This is a genomic window from Kitasatospora sp. NPDC054939, assembly GCF_053610105.1.
The window spans coordinates 1-16,941 of the sequence record NZ_JBSGXP010000180.1 but is presented as its reverse complement, the minus strand read 5'-3'; the positions used below and the strand labels follow the sequence as shown (position 1 = coordinate 16,941).

17 protein-coding genes are annotated in these 16,941 nt (G+C 75.7%); 10 read left to right on the top strand and 7 right to left on the bottom strand.

Annotated elements, in window-relative coordinates:
• Positions 1 to 102 precede the first annotated feature (102 nt).
• Positions 103 to 369: a hypothetical protein gene (locus tag ACWGB8_RS34045; RefSeq protein WP_452217522.1), complete on the bottom strand. Its 267-nt coding sequence runs from the start codon at positions 367 to 369 to the stop codon at positions 103 to 105.
• Positions 370 to 504: 135 nt separating this feature from the next.
• On the opposite strand from ACWGB8_RS34045, the gene ACWGB8_RS34040 reads away from it, so the two are divergent.
• Positions 505 to 822 carry a cupin gene (locus tag ACWGB8_RS34040; protein WP_452217521.1) on the top strand — a complete coding sequence of 106 codons (318 nt, stop codon included), beginning with the start codon at positions 505 to 507 and terminating at the stop codon, positions 820 to 822.
• Here ACWGB8_RS34040 and ACWGB8_RS34035 read toward each other — a convergent pair.
• On the bottom strand, positions 812 to 1,408 hold the full coding sequence (locus tag ACWGB8_RS34035; RefSeq protein ID WP_452217520.1) for a TetR/AcrR family transcriptional regulator: 597 nt from the start codon (positions 1,406 to 1,408) through the stop codon (positions 812 to 814). The genes ACWGB8_RS34040 and ACWGB8_RS34035 overlap by 11 nt on opposite strands.
• A gap of 110 nt (positions 1,409 to 1,518) precedes the next feature.
• On the opposite strand from ACWGB8_RS34035, the gene ACWGB8_RS34030 reads away from it, so the two are divergent.
• The 6 genes from ACWGB8_RS34030 to ACWGB8_RS34005 all read left to right on the top strand — a co-directional run bounded on the left by ACWGB8_RS34030 (position 1,519) and on the right by ACWGB8_RS34005 (position 7,314).
• The gene (locus tag ACWGB8_RS34030) at positions 1,519 to 3,117 is read left to right on the top strand and encodes an MFS transporter (RefSeq protein ID WP_452217519.1); all 1,599 of its coding nucleotides are present in this window, start codon (positions 1,519 to 1,521) and stop codon (positions 3,115 to 3,117) included.
• Positions 3,118 to 3,442: 325 nt separating this feature from the next.
• Positions 3,443 to 3,790, top strand: a complete 348-nt coding sequence (locus tag ACWGB8_RS34025) for a YidH family protein (RefSeq protein WP_452217518.1) — start codon at positions 3,443 to 3,445, stop codon at positions 3,788 to 3,790.
• Between the two features lie 143 nt (positions 3,791 to 3,933).
• Positions 3,934 to 4,245 (top strand): Sec-independent protein translocase subunit TatA, encoded by a 312-nt coding sequence (tatA, locus tag ACWGB8_RS34020; RefSeq protein ID WP_452217517.1) that lies wholly within the window; start codon positions 3,934 to 3,936, stop codon positions 4,243 to 4,245.
• A 160-nt stretch (positions 4,246 to 4,405) separates the two neighbouring features.
• Positions 4,406 to 5,854, top strand: coding sequence for a hypothetical protein (locus ACWGB8_RS34015; protein WP_452217516.1), 1,449 nt, complete (start codon positions 4,406 to 4,408; stop codon positions 5,852 to 5,854).
• Positions 5,855 to 5,948: 94 nt separating this feature from the next.
• On the top strand, positions 5,949 to 6,587 hold the full coding sequence (locus ACWGB8_RS34010; RefSeq protein WP_452217515.1) for a MerR family transcriptional regulator: 639 nt from the start codon (positions 5,949 to 5,951) through the stop codon (positions 6,585 to 6,587).
• 133 nt (positions 6,588 to 6,720) lie between these two features.
• The gene (locus ACWGB8_RS34005) at positions 6,721 to 7,314 is read left to right on the top strand and encodes a potassium channel family protein (protein ID WP_452217514.1); all 594 of its coding nucleotides are present in this window, start codon (positions 6,721 to 6,723) and stop codon (positions 7,312 to 7,314) included.
• A 6-nt stretch (positions 7,315 to 7,320) separates the two neighbouring features.
• Here ACWGB8_RS34005 and ACWGB8_RS34000 read toward each other — a convergent pair whose 3' ends face one another.
• The 5 genes from ACWGB8_RS34000 to ACWGB8_RS33980 form a co-directional block, all read right to left on the bottom strand.
• A complete protein-coding gene (locus ACWGB8_RS34000) occupies positions 7,321 to 8,802 on the bottom strand; it encodes a protein kinase domain-containing protein (RefSeq protein WP_452217513.1) in 1,482 nt (493 codons plus the stop codon).
• Positions 8,799 to 11,018 (bottom strand): bifunctional polysaccharide deacetylase/glycosyltransferase family 2 protein, encoded by a 2,220-nt coding sequence (locus tag ACWGB8_RS33995; protein WP_452217512.1) that lies wholly within the window; start codon positions 11,016 to 11,018, stop codon positions 8,799 to 8,801. Before ACWGB8_RS33995 ends, ACWGB8_RS34000 begins: the two co-directional genes overlap by 4 nt.
• A gap of 146 nt (positions 11,019 to 11,164) precedes the next feature.
• On the bottom strand, positions 11,165 to 12,061 hold the full coding sequence (locus tag ACWGB8_RS33990) for a hypothetical protein (RefSeq protein WP_452217511.1): 897 nt from the start codon (positions 12,059 to 12,061) through the stop codon (positions 11,165 to 11,167).
• 266 nt (positions 12,062 to 12,327) lie between these two features.
• The gene (locus ACWGB8_RS33985; RefSeq protein WP_452217510.1) at positions 12,328 to 13,407 is read right to left on the bottom strand and encodes a hypothetical protein; all 1,080 of its coding nucleotides are present in this window, start codon (positions 13,405 to 13,407) and stop codon (positions 12,328 to 12,330) included.
• A complete protein-coding gene (locus ACWGB8_RS33980; protein WP_452217509.1) occupies positions 13,404 to 14,246 on the bottom strand; it encodes an RNA polymerase sigma factor in 843 nt (280 codons plus the stop codon). Before ACWGB8_RS33980 ends, ACWGB8_RS33985 begins: the two co-directional genes overlap by 4 nt.
• A gap of 247 nt (positions 14,247 to 14,493) precedes the next feature.
• On the opposite strand from ACWGB8_RS33980, the gene ACWGB8_RS33975 reads away from it, so the two are divergent.
• The 3 genes from ACWGB8_RS33975 (at position 14,494) to ACWGB8_RS33965 (ending at position 16,910) form a co-directional block, all read left to right on the top strand.
• A complete protein-coding gene (locus tag ACWGB8_RS33975; protein ID WP_452217508.1) occupies positions 14,494 to 15,177 on the top strand; it encodes a hypothetical protein in 684 nt (227 codons plus the stop codon).
• 112 nt (positions 15,178 to 15,289) lie between these two features.
• The gene (locus ACWGB8_RS33970) at positions 15,290 to 16,039 is read left to right on the top strand and encodes a tyrosine-protein phosphatase (RefSeq protein WP_452217507.1); all 750 of its coding nucleotides are present in this window, start codon (positions 15,290 to 15,292) and stop codon (positions 16,037 to 16,039) included.
• Positions 16,040 to 16,163: 124 nt separating this feature from the next.
• Positions 16,164 to 16,910 (top strand): Clp protease N-terminal domain-containing protein, encoded by a 747-nt coding sequence (locus tag ACWGB8_RS33965; RefSeq protein WP_452217506.1) that lies wholly within the window; start codon positions 16,164 to 16,166, stop codon positions 16,908 to 16,910.
• Positions 16,911 to 16,941 lie beyond the last annotated feature (31 nt).

The following is a 16,941-nucleotide window of genomic DNA, read 5'->3' as shown; positions in this document are numbered from 1 at the left end:
GATAGTGGCCGGGCTCGTTCGGATCCACGGTGCCCACGTACGCGAGGGCCGCTGCGGCCCCGGCCAGCGTGAGCGCCCTCGCGCGTTCCTGCGCTCGGTGGGTCAGTTGGGTGAGTTGTGCTCGCTCCGCCAGGCATCCCAGCCCGCCATCGACGCCACCTTGGCGTCGTGCAGCGCACGGTGGGCCATTTCGGCGGGCGGGGTCTCCATCTGCTGCATCCAGCCCCGACCTGCCGAGGCGAGCGCCAGACACACCATGGTCGCCCCGGCCAGGCCGAAGGCCGCGCCGACACCGGTGAGCACAGCTCCGCCGGTCAGCAGTGAACGGTTGACGTGGAATCCGGTGAAGAAGCTGTTGTTGGTCGCCATGCATCAACCATGGGCGCAGTCGCCGGGCTCCGCACGTCGAGCGTGGCACTGGGAAGTGCCCCGAGGTGCGCGACGCCCGCCGCTCCGCGACGCTGGGCCCGGAGCGCGTTCCGGCCCCGCACAGGAGGACCCGCGATGGACGATCTCGAACAGCTCGCCGACGAGCACCTCGCCCTGGCCGCCGCCGGTCCGCACGGCCGCAGCGCCCAGCTGGTCGTCCACGACGGAGTGCTGCGCCAGACCCTGATCGCGCTGACCGCGGGCACCTCGCTGGACGAGCACAACGCGCCCAGCGCCGCCAGCCTGCTGGTCCTGCGCGGCCGGGTCTCCGTCACCATCGCCGGCCGCCTGGAGGAGCTGGGCGCGGGCCGGCTCCACGCGCTGCCCCAGGAGCGCCACGGGCTGCTGGCCCACACCGACGCGGTCGTGCTGCTGACCGCCGTCACGGTCTGACGGCAGCCGTCCCCAGTACGCCCTCCCCCACCAGCCGCAGCCCGCGCAGCAGCTCCCGCCCGGTCGGCGCCTGCTCCGGTGCGGAGACCCAGAGCGCGGCCAGCCCGGCCAGCAGCGTCTGGTAGAAGGTGCCGCGGGCCACCTCGTCCTCGGTGTCGGGCACCTCGTCGAGGCCCTGGAAGTGGGCCGCCAGCCCGAGCCGGGCCTCCCGCTGGGCGCCGGTGAGGAGTTCCTTGAGCTCCGGCGCGTGCTCGGCCTGCGCCACCGCTTCGAACTGCGCCGACCAGAGGCCCCGGTGCTCGGCGAAGGTGGCCAGCACGCCGTCCCAGACCGCCGCGAAGCGCTCCTCCGGGTCGTCCGAGACGGCGCTCGCCGAGCGGACGACGGCGGTCAGCCGCTCGCCCCACTCCCCGATCGCCTCGATCAGGGCCGCGTTGAGCAGCGACTCCTTGGACCCGAAGTGGTAGCCGATCGCGGCCAGGCTGACGCCGGAGGCGGTGGCGATGTCCCGGGCGGTGGTGCGGCCGTAGCCCTTCTCGGTCAGGCAGCGCTTGGCGCCGGCCATCAGGTCTTCGCGATTTCCCATGGTCCCGATGGTACGGAAGATCTGCACGAATGTCTTGCACGTACGTCTTGGACACAGGATTTAGACGCCCGTACTAGACAAGCGTCTGACACGTGCGTACGGTCTTCCCCATGACCGCAACCACCGGCCGCGCAGGCCGCCGCGAATGGATCGGCCTGGCCGTCCTCCTGCTCCCGACCCTCGTCCTGGCCATGGACATGGGCGTCCTCTTCTTCGCCGTCCCGTACATCTCCACCACGCTGGCGCCGAGCGGCACCGAGCAGCTGTGGATCATGGACATGTACTCGTTCCTGCTGGCCGGCCTGCTGATCGCGATGGGCTCGCTGGGCGACCGGATCGGCCGCCGCCGGATGCTGCTGTTCGGCGCGGCCGGCTTCCTCGGAGCCTCGGTGCTCGCCGCCTACGCGGACAGCGCGGCCCAGCTGATCGCCGCCCGCGCCCTGCTCGGCGTCGCCGGCGCGACCGTGATGCCGTCGACCCTCGCGCTGATCCGCACCATGTTCCACGACCCCGCGCAGCGCCGGATCGCCCTCGGCGCCTGGGGCGGCATCCTCACCGCCGGCGCCACCCTCGGCCCGGTCGCCGGCGGACTCCTGCTGCACTGGTTCTGGTGGGGCTCGGCCTTCCTGGTCGCCGTCCCGGTGATGCTGCTGGTGCTGGTCGCCGCCCCCGCCGTGCTCCCCGAGTACCGCGCCGAGCGGCGCGGCAGCTTCGACCTGCCGGGCGCCGTCCTGTCGCTGGCCGCCGTGCTGCCCCTCGTCTACGGCATCAAGACCCTGTCGGTGGAGGGCTGGCACCTCTCGGCCGCCCTGGCGATCCCGGTCGGCCTGCTGTTCGCCGGCGCCTTCGTCCTGCGCCAGCGGTCCGCCGCGCACCCGCTGCTCGACCTCGGCCTGTTCCGGATCCGCACCTTCAGCGGGGCGATCGGCGTCAACAGCCTGGCGATGTTCGCGATGATGGGCTTCGCCCTCTTCACCTCGCAGTACCTGCAGCTGGTCAAGGGGATGAGCCCGCTGACCGCCTCGCTCTGGTCGCTGGTGCCCAGCGTCGGCGTGGGCGCCGCGGTCGGCATCAGCGGCGCGCTGGCCTCGAAGGTCCGCCCCGGTGTGCTGATGGCGGGCGGCTTCCTGGTCGGGGCGGCCGGCTTCGCGATGATGACCCGGGTCGGCGCGCACTCCCCGCTCGCCCTGATCCTCACCGCCGCCGGGGTGCTCGCCGCCGGGACCGTCGGCACCATGACCCTCACCGCCGAGATGGTCGTCTCCGCCGCCCCCGCCGAGCGGGCCGGAGTCGCCTCCGCGACCTCCGAGACCGCCGTCGAACTCGGCGCCTCCCTCGGCATCGCCCTGCTCGGCGCCGCCGGCGCCGCCGTCTACCGCGACCGGCTCGGCAGCACCCTGCCGGCCGGCCTGGACGGCGACGGCGCGGCCGTGGCCCAGGACACCCTGGGCGGCGCGGTCACCGTCGCCGGCCACCTGCCGGACGGCCTCGGCCCCGAGCTGCTGGAGGCCGCCCGCACCGCCTTCACCGAGGGCCTGCACATGGCCGCCCTGGTCGGACTGGTCTTCACGGTGGCGGCCGCGGCCCTGGCGTACGGGCTGATGCGCCACCTTCCGCCGCACACCCCGGCCGAGGCCGGCCCCGACGCCGGGCCGGACGACGGCGAGCAGCCCCGGGACGGCCGGACCGGCACGGTGGTCGCGGTCTGACCCGGCCGGCCGGAGGACCTGCGCGTCGCACCCGGGCCCGGGCACCCCCCGCGGGGGGGCCCGGGTGCGTTCGGCTCCCCGTCCGTACCGGTGCCGGGCGCCCGTGCTGCGGGCCCGTCGACCGGACCCCAGAATCGGTCGCAGGACCGGGTCGGCCCCGGTGCGACGGCCACGGGCCGGGTCGACCGGAGAGCCGGGTCGGCCGGAGGGCCGGAATCGATCCGCGGAGGGCGGCGGGATGGCGGGACCGGAGCCGCGCACGGGCGGTGGCGGCAGTGCCGACGGGGAAGACGGGGACGACGGGGACGAGGGTGCCCCGGGCCGGGTGGACGGGAGGTCCGGTGAGGAACCCGACTACCGCTTCTCGCTCGCCAACGAGCGCACCTTCCTGGCCTGGATCCGCACCTCGCTCGGCCTGCTCGCCGGCGGCATCGCCGTCGACCAGCTGACGCCCGGGGTCGCCCCGGCCCCGCTGCGGATCGGCTTGGCCGTGCTCTGCGCGCTGGGCGGGGCCGCCCTCGGGGCGGTGGCGTACCGGCGCTGGCTGCGCGTCGAGGAGGCGATGCGGCGGGGCGAACCGCTGCCGCGCAGCCGGGTGCTGCTGTGGATGACGTTCGGGGTGGTGCTGGTGGCCCTGCTGTTCTCCGGGCTGATGGTCGGCTATTCGGGCTGATCACCGGCCGCCTTGACAACACCTGGTCTTTGACCAGCGTTTCCCGACCGGTGTATACGTTCGCCGCCGCGGGCAGGCATACTGGCCGGGTCGGGCGCTTTGCCCGCCTGTGACTCTAGATGAGAAGGGACCGGTGGCCAGGGATGCTGCGTAACGGTCTTGAGCCCTGGCACATCGTCGTGGTGCTGGCGGTCGTTGTCCTGCTGTTCGGTTCGAAGAAGCTCCCGGAGATGGCGCGCGGCCTCGGCAAGTCGATGCGCATCCTGAAGGCCGAGACCAAGGCCATGCGCGACGAGGACAAGCCCGCCGAGGGCACCGCGCAGAGTGTCGCCGAGCCGGCCCCGGCCGCCGCCGCGCCCGCCGCGCAGCAGCCGGCCGCCGAGCAGCCCCGTCCGGCCGTCACCCCGACCAACGTCACCAAGGGCACCGAGACCCGGTCCACCACGACCGCCTGAGTCCCGCGCCCCGGCCTCCCCGAGGCCGTCGGTCCCGCCGGAGCCCCCGGTCCGTCAGCTGACGGGCCGGGGGCTTCCGCGTTCCCGACTGGCCGTCCGACTCCATCCGGTATCTCCTGGTATGCACCGCACCTGACCGCGTACTGGAACGGAGCACCGGATGTCGAGCAGCGGCCCACCCCCCGGCAGCCCCCCGGCCGACGGTCCGCCCGGGGACGAACCGCCGGCCGGCGGACCCCCGGCCGGCGGAACCTCGGCCGCCAGCACCCCGGTCGGCGGCACCCCGGCCGACGGACCGCAGGGGGGCGCCCGCTCCGGCGCGGGTCCCGGCGACGAGCTCGCCGAACTGCGCGCCCGGCTCAGCAAGGTCGAGGCGCACGAGGCCGAACTCGCCCACCGGCTCGCCGAACGCCCGAGGAAGCACCGGATCCGCTCGCTGTTCGCCGTCCTGCTGGTCGTGCTGGCCTGCGTGATGACCCCGGTCAGCCTGCTGACGGTCTGGACGAAGTCGGAGATCACCGACACCGACCGCTACGTGGCCACGATGGCGCCGCTCGCCCGGGACCCGGCGATCCAGGCCGCCATCACCGACCGGGTGACCGACGAGGTGATGAAGTACATCCCGGTCGGCTCGCTGCTCGACGACATCGCCCCCGAGGACCGCCCCCGCCTGGACGCCCTGCTGGGCTCCATCAGCCAGGCGCTCGGCGACGGGCTCAGCGGCTTCGTCCACGGCCAGGTCGCCCGGGTGGTGGCGAGCGAGGGGTTCGCCACGGTCTGGACCGACGTCAACCGCTCCGCGCACGCCGCCCTGGTCCGGATGCTGACCGGCGAGGGCGGGGGCGCCGTGGAGGTCCAGGGCAACACGGTGCTGCTGGACCTCGCCCCGGTGATCGCCCGGGTCAAGACCGAGCTGGTCGACAACGGCCTCTCGATCGCCTCGAAGATCCCCGAGGTGCACACCTCCTTCACCCTGGTGCAGTCCGACGCGATCCCCAAGGTGCAGACCGCGTTCCGGCTGCTGGACCTGGCCGGATTCTGGCTGCCCGTGCTGACGGTGGCCTGCGCGGTGGCCGGCGTGCTGCTCGCCGGGCGGCGACGGCGGGCCGCCGTCACGGTCGCACTGGGCATGGCCGGCGGGGCGCTGCTGGTCGGCATCGGGCTCACCGTCTTCCGCGCCGTCTACCTGGACAAGCTCCCGTCCGGGGTGAACCAGGCGGCGGCCCAGGCGGTGTACGACACGCTGATCCGGTACCTGCGCTCGGCCGTCCGGGTGGTGATCGCGCTCGGCCTGCTGGTCGCGCTCGGTGCCTGGATCAGCGGGTCCGGACGCCGGGCCAGGGGCATCCGCAGTCTCTGGCACGCGGGCCTGGGGGCCGTCCGGGAGACCGCCGAACGCGCCGGGCTGCGGCTCGGGCCGGTCGGCCGCTTCGTGCACCGCTGGCACGCCTGGCTCGGCTGGGTGGCGGTCGGCGGCGCGGTACTGGCGTTCCTGCTGTGGAGCTACCCGACGGCACTGGTGACGCTGTGCATGGCGCTGGTGCTGATGGCGGTGCTGGCGGTGCTGGAGTTCCTGGACGAGCCGGGGCCCGGTCCGGCACCGGGCTGACGCCGCGCTCCTCCGGCCGCCCGGGACGGGGACGCAAAGTGGACAGGTAAGCTATCCATAGTGTCCGGAGGAGGATCTGGAGGAACCCGCCGCCATGCGCATCGGAGAGCTGAGCACCCGAACCGGCGTCCCCGTCCCGACCATCAAGTACTACCTGCGCGAGGGCCTGCTCCCGGCCGGCGAGCTCACCAGCCCCAACCAGGCCCAGTACGGCGAGGCGCACGTGCGCCGCCTCAACCTGGTCCGCGCCATGGTCGACGTCGGCAAGCTCTCCATCGCCGCCGTCCGCGACGTGCTGACCTCCATCGACGAACCCGGCCTGCACCCGCACAAGCTGCTCGGCATCGCGCACGAGGCCGTCACCCCCACCGTCACCACCGACCGGGAGTCCGCCGACTGGCAGGACGCCCGCGCGTACGCCGACCGGCTGATCGACCGGCGCGGTTGGCAGGTCGAACCGGAGAGCCTCACCCGCGACGCCCTCGCCCAGGTCGTCCTGACCTACCGCACCCTCGGCCAGGAGGACCTGCTCGCGCTCGCCGACACCTACGCGGAGGCCACCGAGGGGATGGCGGGCTCCGAGGTCGCCGCGGTCGCCGCGCGCGCCGAGAGCGACAGCCGGGTCGAGGGCGTGGTGCTGGGCACCGTACTCGGCGAGGCCCTGCTGGCCGCGCTGCGACGGGCCGCCCTGGAGAACGCCTCCGCCCGGGCGTTCGCGGCCCGCGGCCGGTAGCTCGGTGGTTCGGTAGTTCGGTAGTCCGGTAGTCCGAACGGACAGGAACGCGGTGGCCCGGCAGCGCGGGCCGCTCCTCCGGACGGCCCCCTCCGCCGCGCGGACCGCCGCCCCGGCGGCGGAGGCTGGACGGGTGGACGTGGACCACCCCCCGCCGCCGCCCCGCGATGCCCCCGACCTCCGGGTCTGGGGTCAGTTCGTCGGGGTGTTCGGGCTGCTGATGGTCGGCTACTTCACCGTCCCGCTGCGCTGGTTCGGCGACCACCGGCCGGTGTTCAGCTGGATCGCCTTCGGCATCGCGATCGCCCTGCTGACCCTGCTGCTGCTGATGCGGATCCGCGACGTCCTGATGGGCGCCGGCCGCCACCCGGGGATCTGGCTGGCCCTGCTGATCTGCCTCTCGCTGGTGCTCTTCGCCACCTCGTACTACGTGCTGGCCGGCCACCCCGGCGACTTCGACGGGCTGGAGACCCGGCTGGACGCGCTCTACTTCACCGTCGTCACCATGTCGACCATCGGCTACGGCGACATCACCGCGGCCTCGCAGTCGGCCCGTCTGGTGGTGGTGCTTCAGGTGGTCTACAACTTCGTCTTCCTCGCCGCGGCGGCCGGGACCCTCAGCGGCCAGGTCCGCAGCGGGCTGGAGTCCCGGCTGCACCGCCAGGCCGGCCCGGGCCGCGCTGGCCGCGACCGCGACCGCGGTCCGGACCCCGGCGCCGGACCCTGAAGTCGGTCAGTCGCGGTCGGTGGACTTCTCCACGGAGTTGATCAGGGAGGAGAGCTTGGACTGCCAGGCCTGGGCGGTCTGGCTGTCGATGGCGTGCTTGCGGCCGAGGTCCTTGACGGCCCGCTGGGCGTTCTTCAGTTCGCGTTCGGCGGCCTCGGGCTGGTCGTCCTCAAGGCGGTCGACGGCCTCGCCGAGCATCCGGACGACCTCGGCGTGGCGCTCGTGGTCGCGGCTCGGCCGGGTCTGCGACACGGTCTGGCGGAAGGCGGCGATGGCGGCGGCCGGGGTCAGCGGGCGGGCCGAGGTGGCGGTCGCGCCGGGGGTGGCGGACGCGGTCGGCGTCGGGGCGGTCGCCGCGGCGGACGGCGAGGGCGGGGCCGCGGAGCCGGCCGTCGAGGCGGCCCGGGGCTGGGCCGCGGGCCCGGTCGGCCCGTCGAAGGCGGTGAGCGCGAGGACGGCGGCCCCGGCCACCCCGGCCAGGCCGAGCGCGCCGATCAGCAGCGGCTTGCGGCGGCTCTCCCGGACCGGTTCGCCCAGCGGTTCGGTGGGCCGGGCGGCGGGCAGCGGCGGCAGGAGGCTGGTCCGCTGCGGTTCCACGAATACCGGCGGCAGCGCCTGGGTGGGCGCGCCGGCGGCGGCCAGCAGTTCGCCGGTGCGGTCGGGGGCGACCGCGGCGGGGACGGCGGCCAGCAGCTCGGCCTGCGCGTGGGCGGCGGACGGCGGGCGGTGGGCCGGGTCCTTGGCCAGCAGGCGCAGCACCGCGGAGTCGACTGCGGCGGGCAGCCCCGGGCGGCGGACGGACGGCGGCACCGGGTGCTCGCTGACGTGCTTGAAGGCGATGGCGACGGGCGTCTCGGCGACGAACGGCTGGTCGCCGGTGAGCATCTCGTACAGCACGCAGCCGACCGAGTAGAGGTCGGTGCGGGCGTCCAGGGGCGCCGCGGTGGCCTGCTCCGGCGAGATGTAGGCGGCGGTGCCGACCACCATGGCGGTCTGGGTGAGGTTGGCGGACGAGCCGGCCCGGGCGATGCCGAAGTCGACGACCTTCACCCCGCCGTCGTTGGTGATCATGATGTTGCCGGGCTTGACGTCCCGGTGCACCAGGCCGGCGCTGTGGGCGACCTCCAGGCCCTCGCAGACCGCCGCCGCGATGCCGACCGCCCGTTCGACGGGCAGTGCGCCCTGCCGCGCCAGCAGGGCCGCCAGCGACTGGCCCTGGACCAGCTCCATCACGATGTACGGGGAGCCCTGGTCGACGCCCGAGTCGAAGACCATGACGATCCGCGGGTGCACCAGCATCGCGGCGTGCTGGGCCTCGCGGGAGAAGCGGTCGGCGAAGCGCGGATCGTCGGCGAGGCCGCCGTTGAGGACCTTGACGGCCACCTGCCGGCCGAGCACGTGGTCCACGGCGCGCCAGACGGTCGCCATCCCGCCGACGCCGAGTATCTCGACGAGCTCGTAGCGCCCGTTCAGCGCGCGTCCGTTCACCTCGAACCGCTCCCCTCCCGTGCGGCGTCCGGGGCTCCGGCCGCCTCGTGCACCTGTGCACGATAGCCGCCGCCGGTGACCCGCAGGTCCGGCGCCGCCCCCGGCAAACCGGCCCCGCCGTCCGCCGGCACCTTCAGCGAGCCGTACCGCTGCATCCGCTGCCAGCGCAGCCGGGAGCCGGCCACCGCGGTGAAGACCGACTGGACGACCACCAGGTACATCAGCTGGCGGTGGACGAACTGCTGCAGGGGCAGCGACCAGAGCGGCCCGAGCCGCTCGCGGTCCAGCCGGAAGGCATAGACCGCCATCCCCAGCTGGACCAGCAGGAACGCGAACCAGAGGCCGACGATCCGGAGCGGGTCGAGGAAGACCAGGCCGTACAGCGCGAAGACGTCGACGACCGGCGCGAGCAGCGGCAGCAGCACCTGGAACATCAGCAGGTAGCCGAGGCCGCGGCGGCCCAGCTTGCCGGCCCGGCCGCGCTGGCGGAGCGCCGCGCGGTGCTTCCACATCGCCTGGAGGGTGCCGTAGCACCAGCGGTAGCGCTGCCGCCAGAGCGCGGAGAGCGAGGCGGGGGCCTCGGTCCACGCGCGGGCCTTCTCCTCGTACACGACCCGCCAGCCGTCCCGGCACAGGGCCATGGTGAGGTCGGTGTCCTCGGCGAGCGTCTCGTCGCCGACCCCGCCGACGGCGAGGACGGCCGAGCGCCGGAAGGCGCCGACCGCGCCGGGCACGGTGGGCATGCACTCCGCGAGGTCGAAGAGGCGGCGGTCGAGGTTGAAGCCGACCACGTACTCGATGTGCTGCCAGCGGCCGAGCAGTCCGCCCCGGTTGGCGACCTTGGCGTTGCCGGAGACGGCGCCGACGTCCGGGTCGGCGAAGGGCTGCACCAGCATCCGGACGGCGTCGGGCTCGAAGACGGTGTCGCCGTCGACCATCACCAGCAGTTCGGCGCGGGCGGCGGCGATACCCGTGTTCAGCGCGGCGGGCTTGCCCGCGTTCTGCTGCCGGATCACCCGGACGTACGGGAGGTTCAGCCCCTCCACCAGGTCGGCGGTGCCGTCGGTGGAGCCGTCGTCCACCACGACGACCTCCACGGGATGGTCGGAGGCGAGCAGCGAGCGCACGGCCGCCTCGATGCCGGCGGACTCGTTGTACGCGGGGACGATCACGCTCACCGGCTCGGTGACCGGCGGGCCCCAGCCGCGCCGGCGCAGCCGCTTGTGCCGCCGGGCGGCGACCAGCACGGTGACCGCGCGCAGCACGGCGATCGCACCGGCGCCCCAGAGCAGCCAGCCGAGCACCGTGAGGGTCCGGTCGCCGGCCCGGAGCACCTGGATCATCGCCAGGCCCTGCCAGTGTTCGGCGGCGGAGGCCGGGCGGACCGGGTCGGGCAGGCCCACCGACTCGCTGACGGTGGTGAACCGGTAGCCGCGGGCCTTCAGCTCGGGCAGCAGCCGGTCGAGCGCGGCGACGGTCTGCCAGCGGTTGCCGCCGGCGTCGTGCAGGAGCACGATCCGGCCCTCGGTGCCGGACCCGGCCGTGGCGGCCTCGACGATCCCGTCCACCCCGGGGCGGCGCCAGTCCTCACTGTCCCGGGTGGTGAGGACGGTCAGGTAGCCCTCCCGGCCGGCCTGCCGGACGGCCGCCCAGCCGGGATCGTCCAGGGCGTCGGCGGTGGAGGAGTAGGGCGGGCGCAGCAGCGAGCTGGTCACGCCGGCCGCCCCGGCCAGGGCGAGCTGGCTCTCGCGCAGTTCGAGCGAGCGCCGCCACTCGGGGAGGCGGCCGAGGTCGGCGTGGGTGAAGGTGTGGACCCCGAGCTGGTGGCCCTCGTCGACGATGCGCCGGACCAGTTCGGGGTGGGCCGCGACCTCGGTGCCGACCACGAAGAAGGTGGCCCGGACCTGGTTGCGGCGCAGGGTGTCGAGGATCTCGGCGGTCCAGCGCGGGTCGGGGCCGTCGTCGAAGGTCAGCGCGACGGTGCCGGGTGCGGGCCCGGCCGTCCGGGGCTGGGGGCCGGAGGCGTCGATCACCGGCCCGCCGCCGGTGACCTCGGCGGGGACGGTGCCGGCCGGGGCCGCCGCGGCGGTGGCGTCGGGACGGTGGTCGTACAGGTGCTGGGTGTAGCCCTGGATCAGCAGCGCGGCGGCGAGGGCCAGCAGCAGTGCGGTGAACACCGCCCAGTGGGAGGCGCGGACCGGACGCTGCCGGACCACTCCGCGCCGGCCCCGGCGGTCGTTGCGGGGTGCCGACCGGATGCGGGCGGGGCGTGCCGGGGCACGACGGCGTCGGGATGCGCTCACGGGATGGGCCTCGGGGTCGGCGGGTCTGGCGGGCGGTGGGGTCCGGCGGGGCCCGGAGGTCAGGGGTTCTGGGCCGGCTTGGTCGGCTTGTTGCCGGAGTTGCCAGGGGCGTCGGTGGGTCGGCCGTGGCCCGGAGCGGCGGTCCCGTTGCCGTTGCCGTTCCCGTTGCCACCGGGAGTGGCGGAAGGCTGCGCGGTCGGTTCGGCCGGCCGGCCGGCCGGGGAGGGCGCACCCCCGGTCGGCCGGGCGGTGGTCCGCGGGGCGGTGCCCGGGGCGGAGGGCTCCGGCTGGACGCTGTCGGGACCGGGCGTACCGGTGATGGCCGGCTGCGGGTCGGCCGGCGCGGGTGCCGGGGCGCTGGGGGCGGGCGGCAGCGGCAGGAAGGGCGCGCTCACCGTGGGTCCGCCGAGCACCGTACTGGCCAGCAGGCCGAGGTAGCCGACGGCGGGCACGGCGACCAGCAGGCCGATCCGGCGCACCCGGCGCAGTCGGCGGCCGGAGGAGTCGACGAACACCGGCGCGGCGGCGACCGCCGCGCCGGCCCCGGGAGCGGGGGCGTCGGGCCCGACGGCGTCCGGGCCGTCGAACTGCACCGGGAGCACGGCGGTCGCGCCGCCGCCGTCCGGCGGGTACCCGTACGCGTGCCCGGAGCCGTGCTCGTACCCGTGGGCGTCCGCCGGGTACGGGCCCGCCGCGTACGGGCGGACCTGGTACGCCTCGGCCCCGTACGGGTCGGGCGCGTACGGGTCGGGCTCGTGGGGGCCGATCCCGTACGGGTCGGGGAAGTACCGGCCGCCTTCGCCGGCGGGAGCCGGGGGTGCCCCGGCCGGGCCCGCGAAGCCGGCTGCGAGGTGCGTCGCAGCCGCATCGGGGCCCGGCCAGGCAGGGGTGGCGGACGGGGAACCGGGCAGCGGATCCCCGGCCGCCGGCTCGTGGTGGCTCGCGCTCACGGTCACGGTCGGTCCAGTCGGGTGGTGCGGACCGGTCCGCCCGGGTGAGGGTCGGGCGGACCGGCTGGGTCCGGTCCCGGCCGGGCCGGCGGCGCGTCCGGGGTGCGCCTGGTGCCGGTCCGGCCGGGGCCGGGGCCGGGTGGGCGGCGGGCACGGGGGAGCCGACCGGCCACCCGGAGTCGGGTGGGTGGTGCTGTGCAGTGCAGGTGGTGCAGTCCGGACGGACGACGGGCCCGGGGGGATTCGCCCGCCGTCCGTCCGGAGTCCTGGGGTCACCTCTGGGGTGACGGGTCCGGGCTTCGGCCGTCCTCGGCGGGTTTCACCCCGGGGGACTTGTCGGCCTTCGGCCGGGGGTCCGGCGGACCGGTGGCGGCCGGTTCGCCGCCCGCCGTCGCCCGGCCGCCGGTGCCGGCGGTGGGGTCCGGCCGGTCCGTGTCGCCGGGCTTGGGGTCCGTCGGCTTCCGGTCGGCCGGCTTCCCGTCCGTCGGCTTGCCGTCGGGCCGGCCCTGCTTGTCGGAGCTGCTCGGTTGCGGGGCGGTGCCCGGGCGGTTGTCGTCGCTCGCGCGCCCGAGCACCGCTCCGCAGTAGGCCTCGACCCGCTCCGGACCGCCCGCCGCATCGACCAGCGGTCCGTACTGCGGTTCGCCGGCCGGCTTGGGCGGGTGCTCGCCGCGGGCCGTGCGGTCGGCGAAGGCCCGGCAGAGCGTGGTCAGCGCCGGATCGGCCGACCGGCCCGGCACCGCCGTGGCGCTGCCGGTGTCCGGCCCGCCGCTCGCCGGGGCCTCGGTGGACGGTCCGAAGCCCGGCGCCGCCGGGGACGTGCCGCCGGTCGGCCGCCTTCCCCCGGTCGCGGCACCGGTGGTGCCCCGGTCGGCGGAGGATTCGTCGACCGCACCGGGGACGGCCGACCGGCGCGGCTCGTCGGAGCCGCCGCCGAGCGCCGTCGGCAGGTTGCCGGTGCCGGCCGCGACGGCGACACCGCCGAGGGCGGTGGCCGTGAGCACGGCGGCAGCGGCCTTGGCGCTCAGGGCCGTCGAGGCCCTGGTCAGCACGGCGGTCGCCATCGATCGTCTCCGGACGGGTGCGGTCGTGAGTGGTGCGGGGGCGAGACGGGCCGCCCGGAACGCGGCCACGGCCGCCTCCTCACCGGTCAGCTCGTCCTCGGCGGCCGGGGCCGAGGCGGCGGCGAGCACTCGGGCCAGGCCCTCGTGCGCGCTGCCGTCGGCTCCACCGGAGGGGCGGGCGTCCGCGGCGAGGTGGGCGTCCGGACCGGCCGGCGTACCGACCACGGCACCGCCGAGCAGGTGCTCGGCCGTGTCTCGGTCGATCCGACGGGATCGGTTGGTGCTCATCTCATGTCCTTCAGCGTCGCGGCCCGGCGTTCTGTCACACCCTGCGGAGGAATTTCTTCGGCGAATTTCCGGGCGCCCCGCTTCGTCCCGGTCCGTCCGGATTCCCGACCGGTCCCGCGGCCCGCCTGGGCGGGGATCCCGGCCGGGCCGGTGCGCTCCAGCAGCTTGGCCAGTCCGCGCAGGCCGCGGTGCGCGGCCATCCGCACGGCTCCGGAGCGCTTGCCGAGCACCCGGGCGGCGGTCTCGGCGTCGAGTTCCAGCACCACCCGCAGCAGGACCGCCTCCGCCTGGTCGCGCGGCAGCCGGGAGATCAGCGCCAGGGCGTCCGAGGTGCCGACGGCGGAGAGGGCGGAGCCGGCGGTGTCGTCCCGGCCGGCCAGTTCGACCAGGTACTCGAAGGGCAGGTCGGCCACCGGCCGGCGGCGGCGGGCCCGCAGGTGGTCCAGGGCCCGGTGGCGGGCGACGGTGGCGGCCCAGCCGCGGAAGGCGTCGCCGTCGCCGGTGAAGGTGTGCAGGTCGCGGGCGATCTGCAGCCAGGCCTCGGAGGCGATGTCCTCGGCGTCCTGGGTGCTCTCCGGCTGCCCGGCGACGAGCACCCGCAGGTAGCGCAGCAGGCCCGGCTGGACGGTCCGGAACAGCACCCGGAAGGCCGCCTCGTCGCCGTCCTGCGCGGCCCGGACGGCGGCCGTGAGGTCCGACGCGGCCCCGGTCGGCGGGTCCGCCGCGGCTCCGGTCGGCGGGTTCGGTGCCGCTTCGGGCGGGGGTCCGGTCGCGGGTATCGGCGCTGCCCTGCCGACAACGCTCTCGGTGCCCGGGTCCGGGCGCTCTGCATTCTGCACCCGCCACATCATGCGCCATTCGCGCGGCGCACCGGGACCGCCCGGACGCCGGGACGAAGGCCCAGGCCGGCCGGGGCCAAGGTCCCGTCGGTGACTGCCGTTCGCCCGCGGCCCCGGCGGGCGCCCCGGAGGCACGGTGGTACGTGGGCGAACCGGCACCGCTCGGCCCCGCCGCGCGCGACCGTTCGTCCGCGCCCCCGCACCTCCGCCGCACCCCCGAAGGGGGGACCGACCAGGGAAGACCGCCATGACCACCGCCCGCGCGCTCCACGCGGAGACGCTGCGCGACCACCTCGCACCGGGCCTGCGCGCCCTGGGCTTCACCGGGTGGCGCCGCTCCTTCAGCCTCCCCGACGCCACCCACTGGGCCCTGCTCGGCGTGGTCGAGCTCCCGGCCGCCGACCGGGTCCGCTACACCTTCGACCTCAGCCTGGTCCGCCGGTCGGACTGGACCGCGGCCGGCCGGCCCGGCCTGCGGCCCGACCCTCGCACCGTGCACGGCATGGAGGCCTGGCGGGCCCGGATCGGCGAACTGCTGCCGGTCGGCGAGGACCTCTGGTGGGAGGTGATGCCGGGGCCGCGCTGGCAGGTCGCGGTGCAGGACTCGCTCGCCGCGGTCCGCCACTACGGGCTGCCCGAGCTGCGGCGCCGCATCCGGCAGGACCGCAGCGGCGACGAGACCTACCTCTCCCCCGCCGACCTGGAGGAGGTCAACGCCGCCCTGCTCACCACCTCGGTCGCCCGCATCCAGCGGGCCGAGCTGGTCGACGGGGCGCTGGTGCTCTCCGGCGCCTGGCGGCGGGGCGACGCCGCGGCCCGGGACGTCCTGGCGGGCGTCGCGGACGGCTTCCTCTCGGCCGGGGACGAGCGCTTCACCACCGTCCGCTGCCTGGACACGCTCGGGCGCGGGCTCTGGGTCTTCCCTCGCTGAGCCGTCCCGCACCGGGCCCGGCCGGGGCCCGCCCCGGAACCATCCGGGGCGACCGGGAGTCCTTGATAACGAGGGGGTAACGGGACCTCCTCGCGAGATCCCGGGGGACTCCATGGGCCCGACGCACGCGCCGACCGCCGCCGTCACCACCACCACCGCCGACCGCACCCTGGTCTGGGACGGCTGCCTCAACGTCCGCGACCTCGGCGGGCTGCGCACCACGACCGGACGCCGCACCGCCCACCGGGCCGTCGTACGCGCCGACAACCTCGACCGGCTGACCGCCGAGGGCTGGGACACCCTGCTCGACCACGGCATACGCACCGTCGTCGACCTGCGAAATCCCGAGGAGTACAAACCGCTGCTGCCGCTGCCCGAGGGCGTCGACCTGGTCCGCGTCCCGCTGGACGCACTGGCCGGCGACGCCTGGTGGCAGCGGTACGGCCACCTCGACGGCACTCCGCTGACCCTGCGCCCCTACCTCGACCACTGCCCGCACGCCGCCCGCGCCCTGGTCGCCGCGGTCGCCCGGGCCCGCGGCGGCGGCGTGGTGGTGCACTGCGGCGCCGGCCGCGACCGGACCGGACTGGCCGCCCTGCTGCTGCTCGCCCTGGCCGGCGTCGAGCCCGCCGAGATCGTCACCGACTACCTGCTGAGCGCCCCCAACGTCCGTCCGCTGTACGGCATGCTGGGCCTGCCCGACCAGTACGCCCGGATCGACGCCGCGCTCGCCGCGGCCGGGACGACCGCCGAGGCCGCCCTGCACGACGCGCTGGACGGCTTCGAGCCGGCCGGGCGCCTGCTGGCGGCCGGTGCGGACCCGGCCGACCTGGCCGCCGTCCGGGCCCGCCTGCTCGGCTGAGCCGGCGCGACCCCGGCGGCACCACGGCCCCCACGGCCCCACCGCGCCGGGAAGCCAGGGAGACCCGGGAGGCAATCGTCAACCGATGGTTGACGATCCCCCGTCGACAACCTACGGTTGACGCATGGAGAATCCCAGCGTTCCCAAGACCACTCCGCTGCGCCTCGACGACCTGATCGACGCGATCAAGAAGGTCCACCCCGATGCGCTCGACCAGCTCTCCGACGCCGTCATCGCCGCCGACCACCTCGGCGAGCTGGCGGACCACCTGATCGGCCACTTCGTCGACCAGGCCCGGCGCTCCGGCGCCTCCTGGACCGACATCGGCCGCAGCATGGGCGTCAGCAAGCAGGCCGCCCAGAAGCGGTTCGTCCCCAGGGACCCGGCCACCCCCAACGACCTCGACCCGAGCCAGGGCTTCAGCCGGTTCACCCCGCGGGCCCGCAACGTCGTGATGGCCTCCCAGGAGGAGGCCCGGGCGGCCGGCAACGCCGAGATCGGCCCCGACCACCTCGTCCTCGGCCTGCTCGCCGAGCCCGAGGGCCTGGCCGTGAAGGCGCTCGCCGCCCAGGGCCTCACCCCGGAGGCCGTCCGCGGGGCGGCCGCCGCCGCCCTCCCGGCGCCCGCCGGGGAGGTGCCCGCCCTCATCCCGTACGACGCGCAGGGCAAGAAGGCGCTGGAGCTGACCTTCCGCGAGGCGCTCAAGCTCGGCCACAACTACGTGGGCACCGAGCACGTGCTGCTCGCCCTGCTGGAGCTGGAGAACGGCACCGGGGTGCTGGCCGGCCTGCGGGTCGACAAGTCCGCGGTGGAGTCCTTCGTCGAGGAGGCGCTCGCCGCCTACGCGGCCGCGAACACCTCCCAGGGGTGAGCCCGGGCGCCGCGGCCCCGCAGCCCCGCGG

What these genes read in the sequence shown, in the direction of transcription:
- ACWGB8_RS33965 (WP_452217506.1), top strand. Translation starts at nt 16,164, where the DNA reads ATGGAGAATCCCAGCGTTCCCAAGACCACTCCGCTGCGCCTCGACGAC.
- ACWGB8_RS34035 (WP_452217520.1), bottom strand. Translation starts at nt 1,408, where the DNA reads ATGGGAAATCGCGAAGACCTGATGGCCGGCGCCAAGCGCTGCCTGACC.
- tatA (WP_452217517.1), top strand. Translation starts at nt 3,934, where the DNA reads ATGCTGCGTAACGGTCTTGAGCCCTGGCACATCGTCGTGGTGCTGGCG.
- ACWGB8_RS34045 (WP_452217522.1), bottom strand. Translation starts at nt 369, where the DNA reads ATGGCGACCAACAACAGCTTCTTCACCGGATTCCACGTCAACCGTTCA.
- ACWGB8_RS34040 (WP_452217521.1), top strand. Translation starts at nt 505, where the DNA reads ATGGACGATCTCGAACAGCTCGCCGACGAGCACCTCGCCCTGGCCGCC.
- ACWGB8_RS33970 (WP_452217507.1), top strand. Translation starts at nt 15,290, where the DNA reads ATGGGCCCGACGCACGCGCCGACCGCCGCCGTCACCACCACCACCGCC.
- ACWGB8_RS34030 (WP_452217519.1), top strand. Translation starts at nt 1,519, where the DNA reads ATGACCGCAACCACCGGCCGCGCAGGCCGCCGCGAATGGATCGGCCTG.
- ACWGB8_RS33985 (WP_452217510.1), bottom strand. Translation starts at nt 13,407, where the DNA reads ATGAGCACCAACCGATCCCGTCGGATCGACCGAGACACGGCCGAGCAC.
- ACWGB8_RS34015 (WP_452217516.1), top strand. Translation starts at nt 4,406, where the DNA reads ATGTCGAGCAGCGGCCCACCCCCCGGCAGCCCCCCGGCCGACGGTCCG.
- ACWGB8_RS34010 (WP_452217515.1), top strand. Translation starts at nt 5,949, where the DNA reads ATGCGCATCGGAGAGCTGAGCACCCGAACCGGCGTCCCCGTCCCGACC.
- ACWGB8_RS33975 (WP_452217508.1), top strand. Translation starts at nt 14,494, where the DNA reads ATGACCACCGCCCGCGCGCTCCACGCGGAGACGCTGCGCGACCACCTC.